Origin of the sequence: Sphingobacterium puteale (genome assembly GCF_003627955.1) — a bacterium.
In the GTDB taxonomy this organism is placed as follows: domain Bacteria; phylum Bacteroidota; class Bacteroidia; order Sphingobacteriales; family Sphingobacteriaceae; genus Sphingobacterium; species Sphingobacterium puteale.
In genome coordinates this window covers 636,915-662,714 of sequence record NZ_RBWS01000001.1, presented here as the reverse complement: position 1 = coordinate 662,714, position 25,800 = coordinate 636,915, and the positions used below count along the sequence as shown (strand labels likewise).

19 protein-coding genes are annotated in these 25,800 nt (G+C 41.6%); 9 read left to right on the top strand and 10 right to left on the bottom strand.

The features are described from left to right. Nucleotides 1-4 precede the first annotated feature (4 nt). The 6 genes from D7322_RS02430 to D7322_RS02410 form a co-directional block, all read right to left on the bottom strand. Complete coding sequence (locus D7322_RS02430; protein ID WP_121120953.1) at nucleotides 5-1,195, bottom strand: trans-sulfuration enzyme family protein; 1,191 nt, start codon at nucleotides 1,193-1,195, stop codon at nucleotides 5-7. Nucleotides 1,196-1,396: 201 nt separating this feature from the next. Then, nucleotides 1,397-4,735, bottom strand: a complete 3,339-nt coding sequence (gene mfd / locus D7322_RS02425) for a transcription-repair coupling factor (protein WP_121120951.1) — start codon at nucleotides 4,733-4,735, stop codon at nucleotides 1,397-1,399. Between the two features lie 212 nt (nucleotides 4,736-4,947). Then, nucleotides 4,948-5,079 (bottom strand): hypothetical protein, encoded by a 132-nt coding sequence (locus D7322_RS29060; protein WP_262707616.1) that lies wholly within the window; start codon nucleotides 5,077-5,079, stop codon nucleotides 4,948-4,950. 2 nt (nucleotides 5,080-5,081) lie between these two features. Beyond that, nucleotides 5,082-5,666 carry a hypothetical protein gene (locus D7322_RS02420; protein ID WP_121120949.1) on the bottom strand — a complete coding sequence of 195 codons (585 nt, stop codon included), beginning with the start codon at nucleotides 5,664-5,666 and terminating at the stop codon, nucleotides 5,082-5,084. Between the two features lie 323 nt (nucleotides 5,667-5,989). Then, nucleotides 5,990-7,282, bottom strand: a complete 1,293-nt coding sequence (locus D7322_RS02415) for an HAD-IB family phosphatase (protein WP_121120947.1) — start codon at nucleotides 7,280-7,282, stop codon at nucleotides 5,990-5,992. 295 nt (nucleotides 7,283-7,577) lie between these two features. Beyond that, nucleotides 7,578-8,549, bottom strand: a complete 972-nt coding sequence (locus tag D7322_RS02410; protein ID WP_121120945.1) for an NAD-dependent epimerase/dehydratase family protein — start codon at nucleotides 8,547-8,549, stop codon at nucleotides 7,578-7,580. A 107-nt stretch (nucleotides 8,550-8,656) separates the two neighbouring features. On the opposite strand from D7322_RS02410, the gene D7322_RS02405 reads away from it, so the two are divergent. Both D7322_RS02405 and rmuC read left to right on the top strand, forming a co-directional pair. Beyond that, on the top strand, nucleotides 8,657-9,844 hold the full coding sequence (locus D7322_RS02405) for a formimidoylglutamase (protein ID WP_121120943.1): 1,188 nt from the start codon (nucleotides 8,657-8,659) through the stop codon (nucleotides 9,842-9,844). 238 nt (nucleotides 9,845-10,082) lie between these two features. Continuing rightward, nucleotides 10,083-11,405, top strand: a complete 1,323-nt coding sequence (gene rmuC, locus D7322_RS02400) for a DNA recombination protein RmuC (RefSeq protein WP_108634693.1) — start codon at nucleotides 10,083-10,085, stop codon at nucleotides 11,403-11,405. A 217-nt stretch (nucleotides 11,406-11,622) separates the two neighbouring features. Here rmuC and D7322_RS02395 read toward each other — a convergent pair whose 3' ends face one another. Next, nucleotides 11,623-12,699, bottom strand: a complete 1,077-nt coding sequence (locus D7322_RS02395) for a DUF4407 domain-containing protein (protein WP_121120941.1) — start codon at nucleotides 12,697-12,699, stop codon at nucleotides 11,623-11,625. Nucleotides 12,700-12,870: 171 nt separating this feature from the next. On the opposite strand from D7322_RS02395, the gene D7322_RS02390 reads away from it, so the two are divergent. Both D7322_RS02390 and D7322_RS02385 read left to right on the top strand, forming a co-directional pair. Then, on the top strand, nucleotides 12,871-14,982 hold the full coding sequence (locus D7322_RS02390) for a M3 family metallopeptidase (RefSeq protein WP_121120939.1): 2,112 nt from the start codon (nucleotides 12,871-12,873) through the stop codon (nucleotides 14,980-14,982). A 129-nt stretch (nucleotides 14,983-15,111) separates the two neighbouring features. Continuing rightward, complete coding sequence (locus D7322_RS02385) at nucleotides 15,112-15,432, top strand: hypothetical protein (RefSeq protein ID WP_104383616.1); 321 nt, start codon at nucleotides 15,112-15,114, stop codon at nucleotides 15,430-15,432. Nucleotides 15,433-15,570: 138 nt separating this feature from the next. Here the strand turns inward: D7322_RS02385 and D7322_RS02380 are convergent, their stop codons facing one another. Beyond that, nucleotides 15,571-16,956, bottom strand: a complete 1,386-nt coding sequence (locus D7322_RS02380) for a nucleotide sugar dehydrogenase (protein WP_121120937.1) — start codon at nucleotides 16,954-16,956, stop codon at nucleotides 15,571-15,573. A 303-nt stretch (nucleotides 16,957-17,259) separates the two neighbouring features. On the opposite strand from D7322_RS02380, the gene dnaG reads away from it, so the two are divergent. The 3 genes from dnaG (at nucleotide 17,260) to D7322_RS02365 (ending at nucleotide 20,811) form a co-directional block, all read left to right on the top strand. After that, on the top strand, nucleotides 17,260-19,263 hold the full coding sequence (dnaG, locus tag D7322_RS02375; RefSeq protein WP_121120935.1) for a DNA primase: 2,004 nt from the start codon (nucleotides 17,260-17,262) through the stop codon (nucleotides 19,261-19,263). Nucleotides 19,264-19,273: 10 nt separating this feature from the next. Further along, the gene (locus D7322_RS02370; RefSeq protein WP_121120933.1) at nucleotides 19,274-19,630 is read left to right on the top strand and encodes a YraN family protein; all 357 of its coding nucleotides are present in this window, start codon (nucleotides 19,274-19,276) and stop codon (nucleotides 19,628-19,630) included. A gap of 152 nt (nucleotides 19,631-19,782) precedes the next feature. Continuing rightward, nucleotides 19,783-20,811 carry a glutaminyl-peptide cyclotransferase gene (locus tag D7322_RS02365; protein WP_121120931.1) on the top strand — a complete coding sequence of 343 codons (1,029 nt, stop codon included), beginning with the start codon at nucleotides 19,783-19,785 and terminating at the stop codon, nucleotides 20,809-20,811. Nucleotides 20,812-21,097: 286 nt separating this feature from the next. Here the strand turns inward: D7322_RS02365 and D7322_RS02360 are convergent, their stop codons facing one another. Both D7322_RS02360 and D7322_RS02355 read right to left on the bottom strand, forming a co-directional pair. Beyond that, nucleotides 21,098-22,123 carry a Kelch repeat-containing protein gene (locus D7322_RS02360; protein WP_121120929.1) on the bottom strand — a complete coding sequence of 342 codons (1,026 nt, stop codon included), beginning with the start codon at nucleotides 22,121-22,123 and terminating at the stop codon, nucleotides 21,098-21,100. Nucleotides 22,124-22,129: 6 nt separating this feature from the next. Beyond that, nucleotides 22,130-23,494 carry a DUF4270 family protein gene (locus D7322_RS02355; RefSeq protein ID WP_121120927.1) on the bottom strand — a complete coding sequence of 455 codons (1,365 nt, stop codon included), beginning with the start codon at nucleotides 23,492-23,494 and terminating at the stop codon, nucleotides 22,130-22,132. Between the two features lie 119 nt (nucleotides 23,495-23,613). Between D7322_RS02355 and D7322_RS02350 the strand changes: the two genes are divergently transcribed. Both D7322_RS02350 and D7322_RS02345 read left to right on the top strand, forming a co-directional pair. Further along, nucleotides 23,614-25,047, top strand: coding sequence for a sensor histidine kinase (locus tag D7322_RS02350; RefSeq protein ID WP_121120925.1), 1,434 nt, complete (start codon nucleotides 23,614-23,616; stop codon nucleotides 25,045-25,047). Nucleotides 25,048-25,110: 63 nt separating this feature from the next. Further along, entirely contained in the window at nucleotides 25,111-25,785 is a 675-nt protein-coding gene (locus D7322_RS02345; RefSeq protein ID WP_121120923.1) for a response regulator transcription factor, read from the top strand. Nucleotides 25,786-25,800 lie beyond the last annotated feature (15 nt).

Sequence of the window (25,800 nt, the reverse complement as noted above, 5' to 3'; positions counted from 1 at the left end):
GAATTTAACCAAGTTTCGCCAACGCTTGCTCTAGATCCTCAATTAAATCTGCTATATTTTCAATACCAACAGAGATCCGCAACATACCCATTGTGATTCCCGAGATTTCTTTTTGCGCTTTGGTATGGTGCCCGCCCCACATGCTTGCCGGGTGTACAATCAGTGATTCGACACCACCTAGACTGGCGGCATTGATAAAGATGTTCAGGTTGTTAATTAAAGATTGTGCATTTTTAAAGGTCTGCTCTTCCTCCTGTCCATCAACTTCAATACAGATCATTCCTGAAAAGCCGCGCATCTGACGGGCTGCCAGCTGGTGCTGGGGGTGGTTGGGAAGCCCCGGATAACTTACGCTCTTGATCTTCGGATGCTGATCCAAGAACTCAGCCAGTTGTAGGGCATTCGCATTGATCTGCTTGACACGCAAGCTCAATGTTTTCAGTCCACGGAGCAACAGCCAGGAGTCCATCGGTGCCAGCGATGCACCCAGCGCCACGGATCGTTTCCAGACTTTTGCGATATAATCTTTACTCCCACAGACAATTCCGGCTGTTAGATCGCTATGGCCGCCCAGATATTTTGTGGCACTATGCACAATGACATCAATCCCAAAATCCCGAGGCGTCTGATTGATCGGTGAAGCGAAAGTATTGTCAACCATACTCAAAATACCTTGTTGCCGAGCCAACTCGCCTACCGCTTTAAGATCCGTAATATTTAAATTGGGATTGGAAGGAGTTTCGATATAGATCAGCCTGGTATTTGCCTGAATAGCCCGGGCAAAGGCTGCGGTATCCGTTTGATCAACCGCGGTGACTGTAATGCCATAGTCAGCAAGAAATTCCTTAAAGAAAATGGCCGTGCCGGAGTAGTGAGCAAGTTGTGCAACGATATGGTCACCCGATCTCACTATGGCTAATATGGCGTTACTGATCGCAGCCATACCCGTTGCAAAGACAAGTGCATCTTCTGTTTTCTCCAGTTTGGCGACTATCGCCGCAACTTGGCTATTGGTTGGATTGCCATGACGGTGATAAAAGTAAGGGTGTTTGGGTTCGGTCGCTGCTTTAATGTACTCCGCGGGATCACTGTCCGCAATATAGGTTGAGGTCTGGAAGATCGGAGCCGTTACAGCTGCGGTAGAATTGAAGTGTTGTCCTTCATGGACGAGTATCGTTTCGGTATTGGATGACATGCTAATTTTTATTGATAAGTGTCCTTTTTTAGCTTCAAGAGATCCATAACATATATGTCTGTTCCTGAGTGCCAATAAGAGCCTTCAATATCCTTTCATTGCACTTGGCGCAGATTGCTATAGGACGGTTTCTTGTATACCCAAATATAAATAAAATCTACATAATAAGTAGATTTTATTTATAGCTGAGTGCCAAGACTGTTAAGATAACATCTGTTTGAGTAGGTTTAGCGCGTAGCTTATTGTATTTACATTGCTTAGCGCAAGACGAAGTTGCCCTTTTACTTCTTTGAGGTTGCTGATTTCAGGGTGGGACTGCACAAAAGACAAGACCCGACCAAATTGATCCGATTCAAAATAGCTTGATTTTGGATTATTCACAAAATAACCTTTGAGGGTATGCTTTTTATAGGATATCTTTTCAAACCCAATTGTTTTTCCAAACCATTGCAGGCGTAAAGTATTGAATAGTTCGAATACTTCGTGCGGAATCGGGCCAAAGCGATCTTCGAGTTCTTTTTCAAATGCTGCCAGCTGCTTTTCATTGTCAAGTTTGGAAAGCTCCGTATAGAGATTATAGCGTTCGGTGATATTCGTTACGTACTCATCAGGGATTAATACTTCAAGATCTGTATCTATTTGCGTAAAATTAACATATTTGCGCTCTTGCTCATCTGCAAATACCTCCGAGAATTCATCATCTTTGAGCTCCTGAATGGCTTCGTCCAAGATTTTGTGGTACATCTCAAACCCGATTTCAGCGATAAAGCCCGATTGCTCACCACCCAATAAATTTCCTGAACCTCGGATATCCAGATCCCGCATGGCAACATTAAAACCCGAACCTAATTCCGAAAATTCCTCTATCGCCGAAAGTCGTTTGTATGCCTCCGGTGTCAATGTCGATAACGGTGGGCTCAATAGGTAACAGAATGCTTTTTTATTCGAACGGCCTACACGGCCCCGCATCTGGTGAAGGTCACTCAAACCGAACATATGGGCGTGATTGATGATAATCGTATTGGCATTCGGAATATCCAGACCCGCTTCAATAATCGTCGTCGCAATCAATACGTCAAAGTCATGGTTGATGAATTTGAGCATCACATCTTCCAATTCATCCCCTTCCAGCTGACCGTGGGCCACACCGACACGTGCCCCGGGTACGAGCTTGCGGATTAAATTGCCCAATTGAGGAAGGTCAGCTACGCGGTTATGAATAAAGAAAACCTGTCCACCCCGATCGAGTTCATAACTGACTGCTTCGCCGATCAATGATTCATTAAAGACATGAAGCTCGGTCTGTACCGGTTGACGATTAGGAGGCGGTGTCGAGATAATGCTTAGATCGCGCGCTCCCATCAGGGAGAAATGCAAGGTCCTTGGAATCGGAGTCGCTGTTAAGGTCAACGAGTCCACATTGGCGCGCATAGCCTTTAACTTCTCTTTAGCGGCAACACCAAATTTCTGCTCCTCATCAATAATCATCAAACCCAGATCCTTGAACTTGACATCCTTACTCACCAGGCGATGCGTACCGATGATGATATCTATTTTTCCCTCCGCCAGACGCGCTAAAGTGTCCTTGATCTGTTTAGTCGTTTTGAAACGGTTGATGTAGTCAATATTGCATGGAAGTCCTTTTAGGCGCTCTGTAAATGTACGATGATGCTGTAATGCTAAGATGGTTGTTGGAACTAACACAGCAACTTGTTTGCTGTCCGCAACGGCTTTAAATGCTGCCCGGATGGCAACTTCTGTCTTTCCAAATCCGACATCACCACAGATCAACCGGTCCATTGGATGTGGCGATTCCATATCTTTTTTCACATCTGCGGTAGCCTTTTCCTGATCTGGGGTATCCTCATAGATAAACGATGCCTCCAGTTCATTCTGCAAATAGCTGTCCGGAGAGAAGGCATTCCCATGCTGAGCCTTCCGTTTTGCATAGAGCATAATCAGGTCACGGGCAATATCCTTAACCTTTTTCTTGGTCGTTTTCTTTAATTTATCCCAGGCATCCGTACCGAGCTTGTTCATCTTCGGAACTGTACCCTCCTTGCCGGAATATTTTGAAATTCGGTTTAATGAGTTGATATTGACATACAGCAGGTCATTGTCCGCATAAATCAGCCGGATCATCTCCTGAGATTTGCCGTTGACATCCACCTTTTCCAGACCGCCATATCGGCCCACACCATGATCAATATGTGTAATAAAATCTCCAGGTTTGAGATCACGTAAATCTTTCAGTGTAATTGCCTGCGAACGTTCGTAAGCTTTTTTCCGTTTGTATTTGTAGTATCTGTCAAATATCTGATGATCCGTATAACAGGCTAATTTCAGGCTGTCATCCCTAAAGCCTTCACGCAATGCTTTATGAATAGGGATAAACGTAGCCGCTTTGTCAAGATCCTCCAGTATCGTATAGATCCGTTCAACCTGTTTCGTTGAATCCGAAAAGATCAGATTCTGGATTCGATGGCTTTCATTTTCCTTAAAGTTATGGATCAGCAGATTAAAGTCTTTATTAAAAGAAGGTTGTGGATGAATGTCAAACTTGAGCGTGAACTCCCCCTTATAGAAAAACTGTTTTCCAAATTCTATGATCGGGAAATCAAAAAATAAGGCATTGAGGTTTTTCTCATCGGTAAATTCATATTCGGGATTATGCCATTCCGGATTATCTTTTTTCTGTTTATCAGTCAGACTGGCCCAGAGTTGTTTTGCTTTTTTCAACCCATCCTTGACAATATCAAGTGTAAACTGGGCGTCTTTGATCCAGATGGCAGCCCCCTGATCGATATATTCCAGTAAAGAAATATGCTGCGAGGTCAGAAACTTGGCCTGAACATTTGGAACGATGGTAACCTTATGGATTTTATTGACCGAAAGCTGAGATTCAATGTCAAATGTCCGAATGCTTTCGATATCATCACCAAAGAATTCGATGCGGTAGGGAAGGTCGTTCGAGAAAGAAAAAATATCTACGATACCACCTCGTATGGCAAATTGCCCCGGTTCATAGACAAAATCTACACGTTCGAAATCGTACTCGATCAAAAACTCGTTGATAAAATCGATACTTAGCGCTGTGTTTTCTGTTATCTCCAGTGTGTTTTTCTCCAGATCGGTACGATTGATTACCTTCTCAGCAATCGCTTCGGGGTAGGTCACCACCATCTTTGGCAATTCCGACGTATGATTGAGCGAACTTAATGTTTCTGCACGCTGTAATACATTTGCCGAATCCGTCTGTGTGAAATCAAAAGATTTTCGGTAAGAAGAAGGGAAAAAAAGTACCTGCTTGTCCAGGAGGCTCTCCAGGTCACTTAAAAAGTAGGAGGCATCTTCGTGCGTCGGTAAAATAAAGACCATTGGACGCTCCTGCAATTTGTAGGAGGAAACGGCAATAAATGCATCCGAAGAACCGATAAGACCTTTCAGCTGAATCTTTGGATTTTTGGACTGCATAGCCTTTGTAAGCGATTGGACTGATTCGCTTTGACTGTATTTTTCTAGTATTTCTTGAATTCCCACGAGCAAAAATTTCGAATAATTGCGAATTTAATTAAATCCTCTTAAGTATGTGGTATGTTGTGCTAAATTTTTTGGTAAAAACTTGTCCGGAAGTGAACTTTTCATGCGGAGGCAAAAAGGCAGTATGCCATGATTGTGGCGAAAACGTTGCCAGGAAAAGATGGGGTGTGCCGCCAATCCCTAAAGATTAGCAGTGGAGGTTCCTCAATGAGCTATTTTACTAAGTGAAATGTATAGGCAAAGACCAATAAGATCAAAAGGATCGCCAGATAGATTAATTTATACTGCTCGTAGGCAGTGATACGATAGGATCCAATTTTAATACGGTTTTTGCTGTTTCTCATGACTAATTTAGGTCGAGCTCAATTCGCTGCTCACTAATATAGCTTTTTAATGTTGTATTGCCAAAAGCATGTAGGGCGTTTTGAAAATCTTCCCGATAATCGAACTGAAAATCCTCATGAAGTTTATCGTATTTACCGATAGCATGTTTAATACGGCCCGTGATATATTTATGCAATTTATGGGCTGCCGATTGATAAGATGAATCGAATAGTCGCTCATAGTCGCCTATGACCCGTTGTAGGATATAAAAACGAAATTCAGCTTCACTGGTTTTGTCTTTGGTGACTTTCTCGTGTTCGTTCACCAGACCGCTGGCCTGTTTGACTAGCTTATTCAATGCAATAAAATTGCTGTGATGTGGTGTGTTGGCAATCTGATTTGTTCCGATGTCAAACAATTGAGCTAGTTGCTTCCGCAATTTATCAATACGTTCCTCCAGATCATATTCATTTTCCAGCAATTGAAAGTGCAATTGTTTCATCAGCATTTTGTCTTTGCTGATCAGGCGGACAAGTAACTTGTCTTTTTCCTTTTGTGGTAACTCAAGGACTGCTTTCTTTAATTCTGCATCTTGGTGTAGCGACATGATTTAAAGTTATGATGTTATAATATTACGGGTCGTATAAAAATCTAATTAATAGCCACGCGTGAACATGTTTGATTCCCTTGTTTTGTGGCAGAATGATTTCATCCGGCGAGACGACTATTTTCTCATAGTTATTCTGTATGCCCTCCAAAAAGGCATATTCTATTTTTATAGTTTCTTCATCTACGAGTAAATAGCTGCTCTGTATATGGAGCAAAGATAAAAGACGCCTGATTGTTCAGCGAACTGTCCGTCATCCTTGCTCCTTTATTGTCTTATTAAATTGAGTCACAGCATGGCGTAGATATCCCGAACCAATTGATCTAATACAATATTCTAAACTTGATCGTATTTTCAATCTGTTTCAATTGCTTCAATAGATCTTTATCATACTCACCTTGTATATCAGTAACAGCGTAACCGATATCACTTTTGGTCATCAGGAACTGTGCAACGATATTGATATCATTCTGTGCATATACATTATTGATTTGGGCCATAATACCCGGAACGTTTTTATGGATATGGAGCAATCTCGTCACCTGTTTTACTTTTGGTAAGACCAAATTCGGGAAATTACGGCTTAAATACGTATCGCCGTTGTTGATAAATTCGGCCATGCGACGTGGGATAAATTCCGAATTTTTCTTCTTGCTTTTTTTATCATCAAAGACGACAATTCCTTTGGCATTACAGATATCCTTATTGATATGCCCCTTGATATCGCCCAGATAACCGATCGTTTTTAGCTTATCTGCCTGTTGCAGCTGTTCATCGGTAATGTCGATATTGTTGCCCAACAAAAGCATCCCAACATCCTTCACATATTTTTCTTCGAAGGTCTCTTTTGTGCGGACCGAGAAACCATCTCTTTTTAAAATATGGGCTGCAATCTCAGGAACGTCGCCGACAATGAGGCACAGAATCCGATTTTTAGGGTAAGAGATCGCACGTGGTAAATCATTCACGTACAAGAATTCATCAAAGCTGGGTGTAATGAAGTCTGCTTTTTCAGTGACACTTTTGCGCTGAATATTCTCTGTAAAGGCAAAGAATTTTTCAATCAATCCGGACTCTTTTAGCTGGAAATCCGAATAACCATCGCCAATGCCAAAAAGCCGTCCCTCGATATTGAGTTGTTTAAGTAATTGTACTTTTCCACCTTCGTTGGACAAAGGATTTTCTTCGTCAAACCCGATAATATTATCCTCCGCATCAAATCTGAACGTATTTGCATAGATATTCTCGGTTTTGATATGATAGGGCGTCACAACGGGGGTGATAAACTCCTTAAAACCTCCGGAAACGATCCAAGCCGTATCAGAATGTTTTCTGAAAAACTCCCGGTTGCGTGAGAAGGATGTTGATACCTTTTTCTTGAGGTGAGATACGAGTTTGTCCAAGTGGCTTCTGTTGGCATTCAATAATTTTACCCGGCCGGCGAGTGCTTCGCGGAAGGAAAGTTTGCCTTCCATGGCAAGATTGGTATATCGTTCGATTTCTTGATAGATCGCTTCGCGGTCAGGATGATCTTCAAGTGAGATCCGGGCGAGCTCATCGAGCGCTTCTACTTGCGTAAATGTACTATCAAAATCAATGATGTAATAATTTTTCATCTTAATAACTTGTTTTTTAATGGTGATGAAGCTATCATGTGCGGTACGTATCACTATTGAGTTGTGACTTGGTTAAACTCATGACGGTTTTATCGTAACTTGTTTTTAATGACGATGAAGCTATCATGGACAACCAATCATTTCTTAATAAAGCAATGGAGGTTTGTGATTGTTTCACTGGAATACTGTTTAGCAAATGAATCAATCATAAACATGCAGGCTATATTTTTTTTATCAGATAATTTGATACACTCATGATGGGTTCAGGGTTTGGTTGTTTACTATTTATGTTGTTTTACTGTTTGTTGTACAAATTTGCAATTTCTTTTAATGTTTGTTCCAATGGGCGATAGTTGTGGTTCAGGAGTGACTGGACCTTCGCATTGGAGTATTGTAATTTAGCACTTGATGCCGCGGCCGTTTCTTTGGTCAGCGAAGAACCCGATTTCTTGAAGACAGATAACATACCAGAGACAGTGGACGCGATCTGAAGAAGTGTTTCGGAAACTTCAATCGTGGGCTCAGGCTTGTTCATTAGGACACTGGCTACACTGAGCAAATCTTTATTGAGGATGTTGAGGTGATTGATGATATAACGTTCAGCAGTAATATCGCTTTTTTCCATTAATTGGATCATGATTGTTGCGACATCCTCTACGTCAACTATCCCAACACTCCCCTTTGGATAAAACTTCAATCCTTTATTGATCATTGAGAACAATGCTCCCGATCCCTTATCTTTGGCCGCTGCGCCCAATATGACAGATGGATTAACAATAACAGCATCCAGCCCCTCGGTAATACCGCGCCAAACTTCCATTTCTGCCTGATATTTGGAAAGCGAATAATTAGAGGTCGTCGAAGTGTGTTCCCAATGGTCTTTCTCCGAAACTGGCAGATTGTCCTTATTTGTGCCCAAAGCCGCGATTGAACTGACATGAAGCAGGCGAATGCCCTTTTCTAAACATAGATTGACAATATGAGCTGTCCCTTCTACATTGACTTTAAAAAGTGATTTGGTGTCTTTCTTCTGATAGGAAACCAGCGCCGCGCAATGATATACTTTTGTCACTCCTTCCAGCGCATCTTCGAGCTCAAAATAATTGTTGATATCTGCATCAATCCATTGAATCAATGATGAGGACAGCAGGGCTGCCGGAATAGTCGATTGAGCTCTTTTGATGGCAATGACGTCAATTCCGCGGTCTATCAATTGTTTGATTAGCGTAGACCCTAAAAAACCTGTTCCTCCAGTTATTAATATCACTTGATAAAGATACTGTTAAAAATAATGTTTTCAAAAGTTAGTTAATAAATGGATATTTGTGTGAGTTGCATCCCAAAAAATGAGGTGTCTTAAACAAACTATAGCTTATGTCGTCATTGTCCGTGTTTTTTAGTCCGATTTCAATTACAAGTATTTCTCCTGAGCATGGTTTCCTGAACTCCCAGTTAGGGAATGTGATCCGGGCCTATGAGACCGATTTTCCGGCCTGGGAGGAAAGTGATAAGCCCCAGTTGGCAATTGTCGGTGTACAGGAAGATCGGGCATCCATCAATAATAACGGGACCGACAAAGCTCCCGATGCGGTACGCAAACATCTTTATACGCTGTATCAGGGCGATTATAAGATGAATATAGTAGATCTAGGCAATATAAAAGCGGGGAATACCATTCAAGATACCTATGTCGCACTGAAATCTGTGGTAGAAGAATTGGTGAAAGCTAATATCCTTCCGATTATTATTGGTGGCGGACAGGATTTGACTTATGCACAATACTTGGGATACCAGAATTTGGAACGAAAGATTGAGCTTGCTATTGTGGATTCACGTTTTGATCTCAATCAGGAAGAAGCAGAAAATGTCAGCCTCAATTCGAGGTCTTATGTCAATCACATTATTCTACATCAGCCCGATTATTTGTTTAACCTGAATTCCATTGCTTACCAAACCTACCTTGTCAGTAAAGAATCCATCAATATGTACGACAAATTGTTTTTCAATGCCACCCGTGTGGGCATGATCGCGGGTAGGATGGATCAGTCCGAACCCCTTATCCGGGCGGCCGATATGATAAGCTTTGACATCGGGGCCATCCGTGCTTCGGAGGCGCCGGGCAATGCCAATGCAATTCCAAATGGGCTGTACGGCGACGAAGCCTGTCAGCTGGCACGCTATGCCGGTATGTCCGACAAATGTACTTCTATCGGTTTCTATGAACTGAACCCCACATTTGACCCGATGGAACAGACAGCCATGTTGGTGTCGCAGATGGTCTGGTGTTTTATTGATGGTTATTATAACCGTAAACAAGATACACCGTTGTACCCGAAATCCTCCTATATTATCTATCGTACAACACTCGAAAATGAAGAACATGAATTGGTTTTTGTGAAAAGCAAAAAATCTGACCGCTGGTGGATACAGGTACCTTACTTTGGATCAAAATCAGTCAATGAAAGGTATTATCTGGTGCCATGCCGTTATGAAGATTATCAGCTTGCGGTTTCTGGCGAAATGCCTGATCTATGGTGGAAGACCCATCAAAAGCTGCAATAGGCAACAATAAATGGCGGATCACTCCTCATGAAATAACTATCCATGAGCTGTCCAAAAGCCAGTGACACTGGAGTGATTGCAGAGTTCCCGAAAAGAACATACATGCATCGGTCAAAAGGGGTACGATCGTACGAAACGATCCATCTATACTTCCGCGGAAACTTAACGTAAATCAAAAATTTCAATAGCAGTTACACGGTACGAAAGCCAAGCTGCTATTCTCGTAAAATATAAATTCATGGAAATATTTTTCTTTGCAGGCATTGTCTTGTTGCTAGTCATTTTGATCATATTGGTATTAAAAAAAAATACCGCGCCTGGTTTGGATATCGGTCCGAATAAGGAGATGGAAACATTGAAAATAGAACTGGCGCGTTCACAGCAACGGGAGCAAAGTCTGCTCGAAGAACGTTTAATGCTAAGGAACGAATTGGATAAAGAGCGCGAGAGTGTATTGGTCGCTGAGCGCTCGTTGGAAAGTACACGTTCCTTCTATGAGGCCCAATTGGATAAATTCCAGGAACAAAAGAATGAAATCGCTGAAATAAAAAGACAGTTTAACAATGAATTTCAAGTGATCGCCAATAAAATATTGGAAGAGAAGACCCAGAAATTTACCGAAACAAATCATCGTTCACTCGGTCTGATCCTGGATCCCTTAAAGGAAAAAATCAAGCTGTTTGAAGAGAAGGTAGATAAAAATTATAATCAGGAAGCGGCTGAGCGCAATTCCTTGAAGGGCGTTGTATTGCAATTGGTCGAACAGAGTCTCAAGATTAAAGATGAAGCCAATAGTTTAACCAAGGCCTTAAAAGGAGATACCAAAAAGCAGGGTAATTGGGGGGAAGTGATTTTAGAAAGGGTCCTGGAACGTTCGGGACTGATGAAAGACCGTGAATTTAGGCTACAGGTTTCCCTGATGGATGCCGAAGGGCGGAGAATGCAGCCCGATGCAATTATTGATCTCCCGGAAGATAAACATCTTATTGTGGATTCTAAAGTCTCCTTGATCGCTTATGAGCGTTGGGTAAATGCGGAGACTGATGAAGACCGTGCAATTTTCGCGAAACAACATGTACAGTCCGTCGAAAATCACGTGAAGGAACTTTCCGCCAAAAACTATCATGAGTTGTATGGGATAGAGTCGCCCGAATTTGTCTTGTTGTTTATGCCGATCGAATCTGCATTGAGTATGTCTGTCGCAGAAAAACCAGATTTATTCAGCGATGCCTGGGACCGCAAGGTCGTTATCGTCAGCCCATCCACGCTGCTAGCGACATTGCGTACGATCGCCAGTATCTGGAAACAAGAGCGCCAGACACGCAATGTGATTGAAATCGCCAAAGAAGCAGGCAGTTTGTACGATAAATTTGTGAGCTTCCTGACGGATATGGAGCAGGTTCAAAATCAGCTGGAACGCGCGCTGAAAAGCCATGAGGATGCGACCAAAAAGCTGTCCACTGGTGCCGGAAATGTTATCGGAAAAGTGGAGAAGCTGAAACGATTGGGAGCAAAAGCAAATAAACAGATCGACGCTAAATTTCTGGACGAGGACGAATAATGAGGCCCTACCTGTCCGGCAGGTTCTGCAGGCATAACAACTTCAATCCTCAATCTAAGGTCGTAAGCCGAAGGCTTGAGCTCACTAAAGTCTCAATACTAAATACTAATATCTCAATACTAAAAGATAAAGCAAACTCACCTATATGACATAAGCCGAAGGCTTGACCCACCAAAGTCTCAATACTCACTACTCACTACTCAATACTAATACCTCCCTACAGTTCTTTCATGCGTTTATTGATGGAAACATCCACATAAGTATCCTTTAGACGATCAACAGCCTCTTTCTCCACAACGAGATTGGTATCCGATTCGTAATCATGTAAGGTTCTTAGATTCTGAATTTCATTGTCGTAAGGATCGCGTCCGGCCAATAGTTTGACAATGACAGGAAGACATTCCAGAAACACAAAGAGCAGGGCGATAAAGAATACCGCATTTGCATTGGATTCGTTGACCTTTCCATTGGCATCATAGTGCAGATTGCCCAGCGCCGAATTGCGATCGGCGAAACCAGCAACGTTCACGGCGCTGTCCAGCGAGGCATTTGACAGAACCTTTTGATCCAGTATCCCTTCAAATTTTTGCTTTTGACGGATAGCATTTTGTTGTGCTGCTATTTTATTACGCAGCGTGTCCAGATAAGCTTCTTTCTTTTTAAGATCTTCTTCCTTCATTTTAGCATAGGGACCATAACCCATCACACCCGATGTCTCCGTGGTTTTATTACCATAGATTTCATAATTTAATTTGGTGCGGTCGGTCTTGATACTAGATTCAAGTGAATCACGTTCTACACTTATTGCCTTTAATTGATTGACCTCATTGCTGTATTTTTTGTTGAATGTATTATTGAGGGTGTCGATCTTTGCGCGTTGGTCAGCAAGGTAACGTACACGTAAATTCTCGCGGATCTCTTTGTCGAAAATTTTTAGCTCCAAAGGTCGGGAAATGACTAAACCGATTAAAATAGCCAGCAGAATACGGGGCAGCGCCTGTAGGAGTTGCATCCAGCCACTTTTGGATTTATTAATACTCAATACGATATATCGATCCATATTGAATATCGCCAATCCCCAAATGATGCCAAATACGATGGCCAGAAACCAGTCCAACGTTCCTCCGCTGAATACAAAATACATCGCATATCCACCAGAAAGACTGGCAAATAATCCAGTAAAAAAGATAGTAGCACCTATGGCTGTGTACTTACTATGCTCCTCGGGATACTTTTCAAGAGTTTCTTGATGTACACCTGCACACCCCCAAAAGAAACGGTTAATAGCGTTCATTAATATATTTTTATCCAAATTGACAGAATATTTTTAACAAGAATTGTGAATAAGTTTTTGTTTTACAATAGGATGACGGTTTTTTGCTGACTTAGGATGGAAAGAGGTGGGGCTCCTGTATTTGCCTAATTTTATTATCTTTGAAAAAAAAATCAGGAATAATCAGACGATATGAAGAAAAGACAACTTTTGCCATTTTTAATGATAGTGGCAACTGCATTTGTTGGTTGTGAGGAAAAAAAAATGATGACAGATAATCCTCTTTTATTAGCCTATGAGACGCCCTTTAATGTTCCACCATTTGACAAGATCAAAACCGAACATTTCAGACCTGCCTTTGAAGAGGCAATAAAAGCACATAATCTGGAGATTGACACCATTGTCAATAACTCCGATAAGCCTACGTTCCAAAATACGATAGTAGCCCTTGAAAATGCAGGAAGCTTGTTAAACAACGTATCCACTGTATTTCATAATTTAAATAGCGCAAATACCAACGATAGTATTCAGGCTATTGCGAAAGATCTGGCGCCAATATTGTCCAGTCATTCCGATGAGATTTCGATGAATTCCAAGTTATTTGATAAAATCAAGACCGTTTGGAATAGCCGTAATACGCTTGGTTTAGATTCGCAGGACAACAAGCTTTTGGAAGAGACCTATAAGAGCTTTGTACGTTCCGGTGCCAATCTGAAGGATGCTGATAAAGAAAAAATGAAAAAGATCAATGCCGAACTTTCGACATTGACGACACAGTTTGGCCAGAACCTTTTGGCTGAAACCAATGTCTACCAGCTTGTGGTAGATTCAGCCAGCCAATTGGAAGGTTTGCCTGAATCCTTGAAAACAGCTGCTGCTGAAGAAGCCGTTAGTAAAGGCAAGAAGGACAAATGGGTATTTACCTTACAGAATCCTTCGATTATGCCTTTCCTGCAGTATGCTAAAAACCGTGATTTGAGAAAACAGATCTGGGAAGCATATCAGATGCGCGGCAACCACGATAATACGAATGATAACAAAGCAATCATTCAGAAAATTGTTAATCTACGTCTTCAAAAGGCGAAACTATTGGGCTATAAATCGCATGCGGCCTACGTCCTAGAAGAATCCATGGCTAAGACACCTGAAAATGTCTATGCTTTATTGAATAAGTTATGGACACCTGCTTTGGCAAAAGCCAAGGGTGAAGAAGCTGATATCGCAAAAGAAATCAAAGCTGAGGGCGGTACTTTTACGGTTGCTCCCTACGATTGGAGGTATTATACGGAGATTATCCGCAAAAAACGCTTTGCATTGGATGAAGATGAAATAAAACCCTACTTGAGCCTGCCAGCGGTACGTGAAGGCGCTTTTGCTGTAGCAAACAAATTATATGGTCTGACATTCGTTGCCTTAAATAACGTACCCACTTACCATAAGGAAGTCGAGGTGTACGAAGTGAAAGACAAAGATGGTTCACATCTGGGACTTTTGTATGCGGATTTCTTTCCGCGTGAATCGAAACGTGGTGGCGCATGGATGACATCTTACCGCGATCAGTCCACAAAAGATGGTAAACGTGTTGCACCGGTAATTTCGATCGTATGTAATTTCACAAAACCTGTCGGAAAAGATCCTGCCTTACTGACTTTTGATGAGGCGACTACGTTATTCCACGAATTTGGACATGCCTTACATGGCCTGCTTTCCAATGTTCGGTACAGATCTATGGCGGGTACCTCCGTGCCACGCGACTTTGTGGAATTACCTTCACAGGTCATGGAAAATTGGGCCGCAGATCCAGAAGTGTTAAAAACCTATGCAAAACATTTTAAGACCAAAGAGGCCATGCCGGACTCCTTGATTCAGAAAATGGAAAAAGCAGGCACTTTTGATCAAGGCTTCGCGACAGTGGAATATCTTTCGGCAGCATTGCTCGATATGGACTATCATGCCACAACCAAAGAAATTTCGAAAGATGTCAATGGATTTGAAAAATCGGCAATGAAGAAAATTGGTATTATAGAAGCAATTATACCACGTTATAGAAGCACTTACTTTCAGCATATCTTTGCTGGAGGTTATTCAGCAGGTTACTATGCGTATATCTGGTCAGAAGTATTGGATTCAGACGCTTTTGCAGCCTTTAAGGAGAAATCGCTGTACGATAAAGCGACCGCGGATTCATTCCGTAAGAATATCCTTGAAAAAGGAGGAACAGATGATCCCGCAAAAATGTACCGCATCTTTAGAGGAGCAGATCCGGATCCGAAATATTTATTGAAGAAAAGAGGATTGAATTAATCCCACATGAAACAAAAAAAGGAGATATAAAAAAATATATCTCCTTTTTTTGTTTAAATACTTGTTATTCTAAAAACAATGCTTACATTTGAATATTATTTATAATAAGTCTAAATAAATATGTATAGTATGTGTGATACCAAGATCCTAAGTCAACGCGGAGATACCCACATTAGTGTTTGCCATAAGTGCAGAACATATTATATCTGGCAGCAAAGTTTTGTACTGACATTTACGCAGAACAAGTTTTTCGACTTTCTAAACATTATTAAGAGTAATGGTGATGAACTATTCTTCAGTACATTCCCGGATGGGGAGTTTCGCTTGATCATGAAGACACCCTATCCTGATATCGTTTTCTCCTTTGATGAAGAACAATGGCAAAACTTTAGGGATGCTTTGCAAGAATCGTATTACATGAATGAAGTTTATGGCATGTTAAACAATTAAGATAAAAAGTCCTGTTGCTTCGCTTGTGTTTCATCTCTCTTTCCTTATGCGTTGCTAACAGGCACAAACAAAACCCTCAGTGATATCCGTATGAATATATAGATAGCAACTGAGGGTTCTTCTTTATCGTAGAATATGTTATTCCCCAATCGCGTAGTATTTAAAATCGAGATCTTCAAGTTGCTTCCGGTTCAATAGTTTCCGCCCGTCAAATACAAAAGCCGGTTTCTTCATTTCATCCTTGATCTTTTTCCAGTCATAGCTTTTGAACTCATCCCATTCGGTTAATACCGCTATGGCATGTGCATTGCCACAGGCTTCATAAGGTGTGTTGACTACTTTGACCAGCGCCCTGTTTTCTTCCGGTGAGCGGGTGTTTAGATAGTCCAGGTCAGCGTAGATACGTTCTGCGGATACCTTAGGGTCGTATACCGTAATTTCGGCTTGCTCATTTAAGAGATAGTCGGCCACATAGATTGCTGCTGATTCACGGGTATCATTGGTATCTTTTTTAAATGCCCAGCCCAAAAAAGCAATCTTTTTTCCCGATACCGTATTGTACAGCGTCTGGATGATATTGTCAGCAAAACGTTGCTTTTGATAATCATTCATTAAAATAACCTGATCCCAGTATTCGGCAACTTCCGTAAGCCCATAACTACGTGCGATATAGACGAGGTTAAGGATGTCTTTCTGAAAACACGAACCTCCGAAGCCAACCGATGCTTTTAAAAATTTAGAGCCGATACGTGTATCCATACCAATAGCTTTGGATACTTCATCAACATTGGCGCCCGTTTTCTCACAAAGAGCAGAGATCGAGTTAATTGAAGAGACCCGTTGTGCCAGAAAAGCATTGGCGGTCAATTTAGAGAGCTCAGAAGACCATAAATTAGTGGTCAAGATTCTGCTGTGATCTACCCAATGCGCATAAATATTCACTAATGCTGCAATTGCTTCTTCATTTTCACCGCCAATCAGCACACGATCCGGATTGATCAAATCTTGTATTGCCGTTCCTTCGGCGAGGAATTCAGGATTTGATAAAATATGAAAATTCACACCGTTACCGGTATTGTCAAGGATACTTTTCAAGGCAGCAGCCGTACGTACCGGAAGAGTGGATTTTTCGACTACAATCTTGTCGTCTTTGGCGACAGCTGCGATCTGACGCGCGCATAACTCGATATATTTTAAATCCGCAGCCATTCCCTTTCCTTTTCCGTAATTCTTGGTCGGGGTATTGACCGAAATAAAAATCATATCAGCCTCATCAATAGCCTTGTTGATATCGGTTGAGAAAAACAGATTGCGACCTCTTGCTTCGGCAACGATTTCTTGGAGCCCGGGTTCATAAACGGGAAGGTTTTCCAGGTTTTCATCATTCCAGGCAGCGATACGCTCGGCATTCATATCAACAATGGTGATCTCAATATGAGGACATTGTCTGGCAACGACCGACATCGTTGGCCCACCTACATAACCGGCTCCTATACAGCATATTTTCTTGATAGTTTTACTCATTTTGATTATCTTAATCAGCTATAAATTGAACAACAAATGTAAAGATTCGAAATTGTTTTTTGTCGATAAAAGCCAATATTTCATGGCAACACATAAAAGCAGATTTATCGGATATACAGTCTACGAATGGAGCCTTCGTCCCGTCCGCCCCCAAGATCGTCGGGGCGGGATTTAGGTAGACTACACGAAAAACATCTTTTTCAGAGTTTGGATACACAGCAATCGGGGGGGCATAAATAATTGGATCGGGACTGAAATCTAGCAGATTTATACTAATTTTACATTAAAAATAGGAGCAGGGTTTTGATAAAACAAGAGGTTATTGATAAAGTACTGGAAACAGCACGGATAGAGGAAGTGGTGGGTGACTTCGTTGATTTAAAGAAACGAGGGACTTCCCTGATCGGAAACTGTCCGTTTCACCACGAAAAGACACCTTCGTTTCACGTTTCTGTTTCAAAAGGTATCTACAAATGTTTCGGTTGCGGTGTCGGGGGCGATTCACTCAAGTTTGTCATGGAACTGGAGAAGTTTTCCTATCCCGAAGCAATCCGGTATCTGGCGGATAAATATTCCATTGAGATCGAAGAAGTTGAGCGTTCCCCGGCGCAGTTAGCAGCACAGGATAAGCGCGAAAGTCTCTATGTCCTGAGTGCTTGGGCAGGTAAATTTTTCGTGGAGCAACTCTGGAAAAGCGAAATGGGGCAGGCCATCGGACTCAACTATTTCAAAGAACGGGGGTACCGTGAGGATATCATCAAAAAATTCGAACTCGGCTATTCGCCGGAAGAATGGACCGCACTGGTTGATAAAGCACAGGAGGCCGGCTTCCATCCGGATTATCTCGCAGCGAGTGGACTTGCTATTGAACGTGACGATAAATCGCTCTACGATCGCTTCAGGGGGCGTGTCATGTTCCCGATCCATAACTTGACCGGACGTATTATTGGGTTTGGTGGACGTACGCTAAAAACGGATAAGAAGGTCGCCAAATATGTGAACTCACCCGAAAGCGAAATCTATCACAAGTCAGATGTGCTCTATGGCTTGAATTTTGCCAAAAAGGCAATCATGGAGGAGGACAACTGCTACCTTGTTGAAGGTTATGCGGATGTCCTATCTGTACACCAGGCAGGTGTTGAAAATGTAGTTTCTTCTTCGGGAACTTCCCTGACGACGGGACAGATCAAATTGATCTCTAGGTTTACGAAAAATGTGACCATACTTTATGATGGCGACGAAGCTGGTATAAAGGCCTCCCTGCGTGGCACTGATATGTTATTGGAAGAAGGCCTGAATGTGAAGGTGTTACTCTTTCCGGACGGAAATGACCCAGATTCTTATGTACAAAAGTTTGGGGCTACAGCCTTTAAAGACTATGTGAAATCCCACCAGCAGGATTTTATCTTCTATAAGACAAGTATTTTGCTTCGTGACGCCAACAACGATCCGATAAAGAGGGCCGAAGTCATACGTGATGTGGTGGAGAGCATTGCTTTGATTCCGGATGAGATTAAAGTCTCGGTTTTTATTCGGGAATGTAGCAGTTTGTTGGATATTGAGGAGCGTATTTTGCTCGCTGAACTGAATAAAATAAGGCTAAATAAGGCAAAGAAAGCGGACAAAGATGCCAGCCGCAAAGCACAGAGTAGCCCGGCGAATATGGGAGTGCCCCCCTTCGGAATGGACGGGCCGCCACCCGATTTCTTTATGACGGAGGATGAACGTGGGGGAGTGCCGGCCATGGAGGCCATAACGGAGCCTACGCAGCTGACAGCTGAGATTTTGCAGGAACGTGAAATCGTCCGCATCCTGATCAACTACGGTGACTATCTGGCGACCTGGGAAGGGGATGGCGACATTCCGGTTGCTGGCGTCCTATTAGGGAACATCGGCGATATCGAGTTTAAAGATAAGGCCGCTGCATTTATTCTAAAAGCTTATCGGGATGCAGCTGAAAACTATGAAATCCCAGATGCGAAATTATTTTATTCCAATCCTGATGCCGCTGTTTCCGAACTGGCAATCAATTGCGTCGCAACAAAATATTCGCTCAGCGAAAACTGGAATGACGATAAACGAAAAATCTATGTAAGCCAGGAGTATGAACATCTTAAAAAATTGGTTGTTGAAGGCATTTACCGGATAAAAAAGCAAAAAATCGGAGCCGAAATGCATCATATTCGCGAAGAAATGAAGCAAGAACAGGATATCGCTAATTTGGAAGTACTTATCTTTAAGTACCAAAAGCTCAAAGAAGCAGAGCGCCTTTTGGGAGGATTTTTGGGCAACACCATCGTAAAGTAATCCCGATGATATGGCAAAACATCATGAGATAGGAATACGGGGCGAACAATTGGCCATGGAATATCTGATCAAGATGGGCTATAAAATAGTGTTAAGAAATTGGCGATTTAAGAATTTAGAGGTAGATTTGATCGTCATGGATGGGGATACGCTGGTATTCGTGGAGGTGAAAACTAGGTCTGGGACAGATTTTGGTGAACCTTACGAATTTGTGGATACCCGCAAACAACGACGACTGATTCGTGCTGCTCAGGCCTATATCTTGAAATATGCGTATGTAGGTGAAGTGAGGTTTGATGTCGTGGCTTTGACAAATGGTATGCATTCGGAACTTACTTATATAAAAGATGCTTTTTGGGATAGTTGATCATAGTATGCCCTCGCCCTATAAGCTCTCGGTTTATCGGGATTCGAATCGGACTTTTTAAATCATAAAGATGAAACGATCATGATTTTTTTAAACATACTGTTTTATGAAGATATGATCTTTTCATCGGTGCTAAAAAATAAATTATATAGATGAAAAAAATCACGTATTTTATTGCGATTGCAGCACTTGCTTTTGCTTCCTGTAAGTCGAAAAAATCTGCGCTGGAATTTGCATCTCCGGGTGCGAACCAAGCCGTATTGAAAGGTAGTCAAGTGCAATTAAAATTGAAATTTGACGCTATTTCCATGGACTCTGTCGCTTATTTTGTAGACGACAAACATGTGGGATCTTCAACTGACACGGTGGCCATTACCGTTGAGACTAAAGACATGGCCTACGGCACGCGGAATATTTCTGCAACAGTCTACAGTGGTGGCAAGTCTGATTCCGTTTCGAGTACCTTCTACGTGGTTCCGGCGAGTGCTAAGAACTACGGATTCCAAATTGTCAACAAATATCCGCATGATACCACCGCATTTACCCAGGGGCTTCAATTTGCCGATGGGGTATTATATGAATCAAATGGACGGTACGGGGAGTCGAACCTTAGAAAGGTAGATCTGACAACAGGAAAAGTACTGAAGGAAATCAAATTCGATGAAAAAACCTTTGCTGAAGGAATGACATTAGTAGGCAATAAGTTGTTTATGTTGACCTGGCAGCAGGGAGAAGGATACGTGTTTGATAAAAACTCATTTACAAAAGAAAGCTCGTTCAAATACGAAAATAGTAAAGAGGGTTGGGGAATTACTTATGATGGAAAGCACCTGATCAAATCGGACGGATCAAACAAATTATTCTTTTTAGATGCAGTTACGGGTAAGGAGTTGAACGCTATTGGTGTATATGACGAGAATGGACCGGTGGATGAACTGAATGAATTGGAATATATTGACGGAAAAGTTTATGCAAATGTATACCAGAAAGATGTCATTGTAATCATCAATCCGGAGACAGGTGCAGTAGAGGGGCGTATTAACCTGGTCGGTATCTATGAGCATACTGCGGCCTATGATAATGAACTCAACGGCATCGCTTATGACCAGGCCAATAAACGCTTGTTCGTAACAGGTAAGCTATGGAATACATTATACGAAATTAAAGCCATTGAAAAATAGCCTATAAGAACAAAATATATGTAAATAAAAGCCACGTCCCCGGATGTGGCTTTTATTTACATATATGTGATCTCGGAACCAAGACATGGTTTATCTTGGGATGTACCCTATCTATACTTCCTGCCTGGCTTATGTGAAGGTTAAGATAGGTATATGATATAAAATATTCCTTCGCTCCTGAAACTCGCCCGGTAGCATTCGGAGAACAACCAAAAAATATAAAATAAATCACAAAAAAAGGGATGAAACAATAAGTTTCATCCCTTTTTAGATTTTATGATTAATATTAATAAATCGGAGTAAACACCCAAGTATCGTCAAAACGAGTTGACCCGTTCAGACCAGTAGTTACATAGCCGTTGTTACCTACTGCGAAACCAATAGCATCCTGACGTGCAGAACCCGCAAAGTTTCCATTGTCATTTGTCCAATAATCGCCACCGATATTGTATTTCCAGACACTGTTGATCACTGCGTTTTTGTATCCACCCACGACAAATGGTGTGCCATTGATGGCAAAAGCTGCAGCGCTAGAACGCGTTAAATCATAAGTGTATGTGTTGTCAGCTCTATTTAAGTCATTCAATTTAGTCCATTTGCTGCCATCAAATTTGTAGAAATCTTTTGGATAAGAACCATTTGAAATACCGCCACCCACATAAGCTACATTACTTACAACAAAAGAGAAAGCAGATTTTCTTTTTGCAGAAAAAGGTGCATCACTGATCGCCTGCCATGTGTCTGCTGTAGGGTCGTATTTATAGAATTCATTTGTGTTAGTAGTTCCACCGTTCACGACAGTTTCACCTGTGCCCACATAGGCTGCTCCGTTCAATGTAAAAGCAACAGCATTGGACAAAGGGATCGGTAGGGGAGCAATAGGAGACCATGCACCTTTTCCACCATCAGCCGCAGGGTCAAATTTGTAGAAATCTTTTAAGTTGTTGGTTCCATCATTTCCACCACCTATATAACCGATATTACCGATTGAAAAACCGATAGCACCGTTTCTCGCTACACCAGTAAAAGGAGCTTTCTCTGCCCACGTGTTGGATGCAGCATCGTATGCATAAGTATCTTGAACACGGAAAGGTTTACCTCCAGCATTACTTGCCAAACCTGTTGAAACATATGCTATATTGTTTATCAAAAAGCTTGCAGCAGATGAAGTTTGTGGCCCTTTAAATGCAGCTTTTTCAAACCATTCGTCTGATTTATCAGAATCATCGTCGTCACTTTTTTTACAAGAAGAGAAAGTTGTAACTGTAAATACAAAAGCTAATAAAACGAGTAGCCAATTTTTCTTGTTCATAAATTATTAAAATTTAGTATAAAGGATGTTTAATTTAATTTTTGGATTATTCTCATTATCTCTTGCCAAAATTAATCTGTCTCCTGTTGAAAACAACCCCGATGTTGGTAAAGATAGATATAATGAAGTGTTTTTATATGCTGTAGTTTTAATTTTTGTCAAATATTCAATTAAATTGAAGGTATATTTTCCATTCGACCCGAAATCATCACCCCGTTGTAAAGGTACTTGTTGAGTTTCAGTTCCATATGGTGTGGTTACCAGACTGACGGGATTCCCATTATTACTGGCCACCATTAAGATGAGGCTACTAGGCTGTGCGAAATTTGTCGCTGCAGCATTTTCTACTTCGATGACCAGTTCAGCCTTATTTATTGACACCGAAGGATTATTTACTAGTTCTAATAACGTAGGAAATTCCAACTTTGCTACAACACCCGTAGAGCCCTCTAAAAATGTATAGCCATCGGTCTGCTGACTTGAAAGTTGTGGATTTGCCAGTGTTAACGGCGCAAATTTGGTCTGTGAACGATCTGTCTCAATCTGATTATATTGGAAGGCTTTATTGTCAATTGAAAAGTATTGTTTCCCACTGGACTTTGTCCCTTCATTGTTTAAAAAAGAATAGTGGACTTGTAAATAGACCGTGTCTTTAAAGCCAATAAGTGTGCTATTGTTATTATCAGGCACAAGTGCCAAACCTTTGAAATATTCCTGAAAGCTTGTGTTACTCTGAATTCTGTTGTCGTTGTTTTTGATCATCGTAAACAGTTCATTGCTGATCGTATTGTTAAATCTAAAATGTAAAGAGTCAATAGATTTAACATGGGGCTTGAATGAAAGTTCCGCTAACGAAGCGTTGTCAAAAGCAAATTTTTGTTTACTGAATATTGCTGCTGAAGTGACAAATACAGGGCGTTCGTCAGCAGGTTTTGTCAGGTCAATCTGTGTTTGGGTAATTTCTTCAGACACGCGGTGGACCGAAATTTTTTGAGTTTGGGTCGTATCACCGTAATAGTATTTGTTGAGTGGAACAACTAAGCTTACCGAATCCAACACTGCGTCATCAGGTATACTTGCACTGTTCACGGTGCCAATTCCCAGACGTAGATAAGATGTTGACTTTACACTTCCAGAGATCGCATTGCTATTTTTTCCTACTAACATCGTTCCTGTTGCAGATGTTGGAATATTGTCCAATTGATAAGTAGAAACTTTGGCTGAAACCGTATCAATCGGTACTACGCCAATCGTTTCATCTCTCGAATTATCCAAAGAAAGTGAAATGTCTTTATTACAACCGACAGCAACTGCCAGCGCAAAAAGTGGAAGTAAAAATTGTATACTACGTCTCTTAAAGTTTTTGATCATATTAATTTTTGAATAGTGCAAAAGTAATCAATGCTTACTGTTAATCAGTGTTATATTTTGTTAAATATGGTTAATTACCACAGCGATTGCAAATCTAGTAATTTAAATTTGTTTTCATTATGGGTAGTAGATTTAAATTGCTGATCAGCTTGATCGTTTTAATAGGTACGGGTATTACCATTGTACTGGGGATCTGGCTTTATGGAAGTTATACTAACCGCCGTGATCTTTTTCTGTCCACTGCCGAACGTTCACTCTTCAACGCTGTACAGGAAGTGTATCAGGCGGAAAATGGGAATCAGCGGCTTGATGGCCCTGACAACGAAAGAGATCGGCTGCTCAACGATGTGAAAAGTGAATTTCTACCCTTGATACCCGAAGCACAACTTGATCAGGTACTACAAAAAATACGCAGCCGTCAGCCAAGAAAAGAACATACTTTTCGTAATGATCCGGATCGAAAGATAAAGCTATATGGCAAAGATCGGGATAACCAGAATGCCATTATTCCTCCCTTTTTGTTCCGTGATTTTGAGATGAGCAAATCCAATCTGGACCTGATAGACAACAAATTCAGGGAATCGCTCAGCAATAAGGGCATTTCAGTACCCTACGAATTGAGCATCGTCACTATCCCGCGCGAACAGGTAAAGGATGTACGTCGTGAATACCGGGAAAAAAACTTAGCCTGGACGAGACCGATGATGGTCAATCCTCTAAAAAGTGAATTCCTCGTGATCAAATTTCAGGAAGATTGGAAATACCTGCTGTATAGCTTGAGCTGGCAATTATTGATTTCGTTGCTGCTGATCGGGCTTTTGTTGGGGACCTTTTTTTACCTGATGAAAACCATCCTTAACCAGAATAAAATGGCCGAGCTGCGAAAAAACTTTGTGGACAATATGACTCATGAACTGAAAACCCCGGTATCGACGGTGATGGCAGCGGTTGAAGCAATACAGCTATATGGTGTGCGTGAGGATAAAGAGAAGATGGACCGCTACCTGGATATTTCAAAAAGGGAACTTGAGCATCTTTCCGGTATGATTGAAAAAGTACTGCAGATGGACATCGATGCATCAAGAGGGATTGTCTTGCAACGGTCTGAGTTTGACCTTGTCGCCATGGTGGAAAGTGTTATTGAAGTGGCACAGCTCAATAAAACCAAAGCGGTCGAAGTAGAACTGTTTACCGATCCGAAGTCAATCCTGATCCGGGGGGATGAGTCTCATCTGAAAAATGTCGTCAATAATTTATTGGAAAATGCCATTAAATATGCCGGACAACACGTAAAAGTCAAGGTGGACATCAAAGGTACTAAGGAACATGTGCAGATCCGTATCACGGATAATGGTAAGGGCATTGCTCACGAATACCATCAGCAGATTTTCGATATGTTTTTCAGGGTGCCTGCAGGTAATTTACATGACGTGAAAGGCTTTGGTTTGGGACTTGCTTACGTCAAACAGGTGGTGAAGCGACACGAAGGTAAGATCAGTGTTGAAAGTGAATTGGGGAAGGGAAGCACTTTTACGATCCGATTACCATATTAGCATAAACTATGCTATCTTCGATAGGACGATAGCATAGCAAAAAAAATATTGAACGATAGAATTATGATTGATATTTTATACGTAGAAGATGAACCGAGCCTAGCCATGATTGTGGCGGACAGTTTGGAAGCGAATGGTTTCCGGGTCGTACATTGCAGTAATGGCGATGAGGCGTTAGCTTCTTTTAATAATGCTAGACCAGATATTATGGTGGTCGATGTAATGATGCCTGTTATGGATGGCTTTACCTTGGCCACAAAAATCCGGGAAATGGACACTTTGCTTCCCATTATCTTCTTGACAGCCAAAGTACAGACCGAAGATGTGGTACGGGGATTTCGTCTCGGGGGCGATGATTATGTCAAAAAACCTTTTAAAATAGAGGAGTTGATCGTCCGAATAGAGTCGTTGTTAAAGAATAGTCCGAAGATGCTGTTTGGACAAAAACTAATGATCGGGGATTATATGCTGGACAGCCTGAAACACCAGCTGATCTATCAGGGAGAAGCGCTGAAACTGTCATTTCGTGAAAGTGAACTCCTCCGTAAGCTGTACGAACAAAAAGATAAGGTGATCCCCAGAGAAGAGATTATGCGGGCTTATTGGAGCCATGATAAGTACTTCACGGGGCGTAGCCTGGACGTGTTTATTAGCCGTATCCGAAAATATTTAAGCCAGGACCCAAGAATCAAAATTACCAATGTCCGTGGTGTCGGATATATGCTGACAGTGGATTGAAAATAGTGTTCCACG

What these genes read in the sequence shown, in the direction of transcription:
- D7322_RS02430 (WP_121120953.1), bottom strand. Translation starts at nt 1,195, where the DNA reads ATGTCATCCAATACCGAAACGATACTCGTCCATGAAGGACAACACTTC.
- D7322_RS29060 (WP_262707616.1), bottom strand. Translation starts at nt 5,079, where the DNA reads ATGAGAAACAGCAAAAACCGTATTAAAATTGGATCCTATCGTATCACT.
- D7322_RS02420 (WP_121120949.1), bottom strand. Translation starts at nt 5,666, where the DNA reads ATGTCGCTACACCAAGATGCAGAATTAAAGAAAGCAGTCCTTGAGTTA.
- D7322_RS02415 (WP_121120947.1), bottom strand. Translation starts at nt 7,282, where the DNA reads ATGAAAAATTATTACATCATTGATTTTGATAGTACATTTACGCAAGTA.
- D7322_RS02405 (WP_121120943.1), top strand. Translation starts at nt 8,657, where the DNA reads ATGTCGTCATTGTCCGTGTTTTTTAGTCCGATTTCAATTACAAGTATT.
- rmuC (WP_108634693.1), top strand. Translation starts at nt 10,083, where the DNA reads ATGGAAATATTTTTCTTTGCAGGCATTGTCTTGTTGCTAGTCATTTTG.
- D7322_RS02395 (WP_121120941.1), bottom strand. Translation starts at nt 12,699, where the DNA reads ATGAACGCTATTAACCGTTTCTTTTGGGGGTGTGCAGGTGTACATCAA.
- D7322_RS02390 (WP_121120939.1), top strand. Translation starts at nt 12,871, where the DNA reads ATGAAGAAAAGACAACTTTTGCCATTTTTAATGATAGTGGCAACTGCA.
- D7322_RS02385 (WP_104383616.1), top strand. Translation starts at nt 15,112, where the DNA reads ATGTGTGATACCAAGATCCTAAGTCAACGCGGAGATACCCACATTAGT.
- D7322_RS02380 (WP_121120937.1), bottom strand. Translation starts at nt 16,956, where the DNA reads ATGAGTAAAACTATCAAGAAAATATGCTGTATAGGAGCCGGTTATGTA.
- D7322_RS02370 (WP_121120933.1), top strand. Translation starts at nt 19,274, where the DNA reads ATGGCAAAACATCATGAGATAGGAATACGGGGCGAACAATTGGCCATG.
- D7322_RS02365 (WP_121120931.1), top strand. Translation starts at nt 19,783, where the DNA reads ATGAAAAAAATCACGTATTTTATTGCGATTGCAGCACTTGCTTTTGCT.
- D7322_RS02360 (WP_121120929.1), bottom strand. Translation starts at nt 22,123, where the DNA reads ATGAACAAGAAAAATTGGCTACTCGTTTTATTAGCTTTTGTATTTACA.
- D7322_RS02355 (WP_121120927.1), bottom strand. Translation starts at nt 23,494, where the DNA reads ATGATCAAAAACTTTAAGAGACGTAGTATACAATTTTTACTTCCACTT.
- D7322_RS02350 (WP_121120925.1), top strand. Translation starts at nt 23,614, where the DNA reads ATGGGTAGTAGATTTAAATTGCTGATCAGCTTGATCGTTTTAATAGGT.
- D7322_RS02345 (WP_121120923.1), top strand. Translation starts at nt 25,111, where the DNA reads ATGATTGATATTTTATACGTAGAAGATGAACCGAGCCTAGCCATGATT.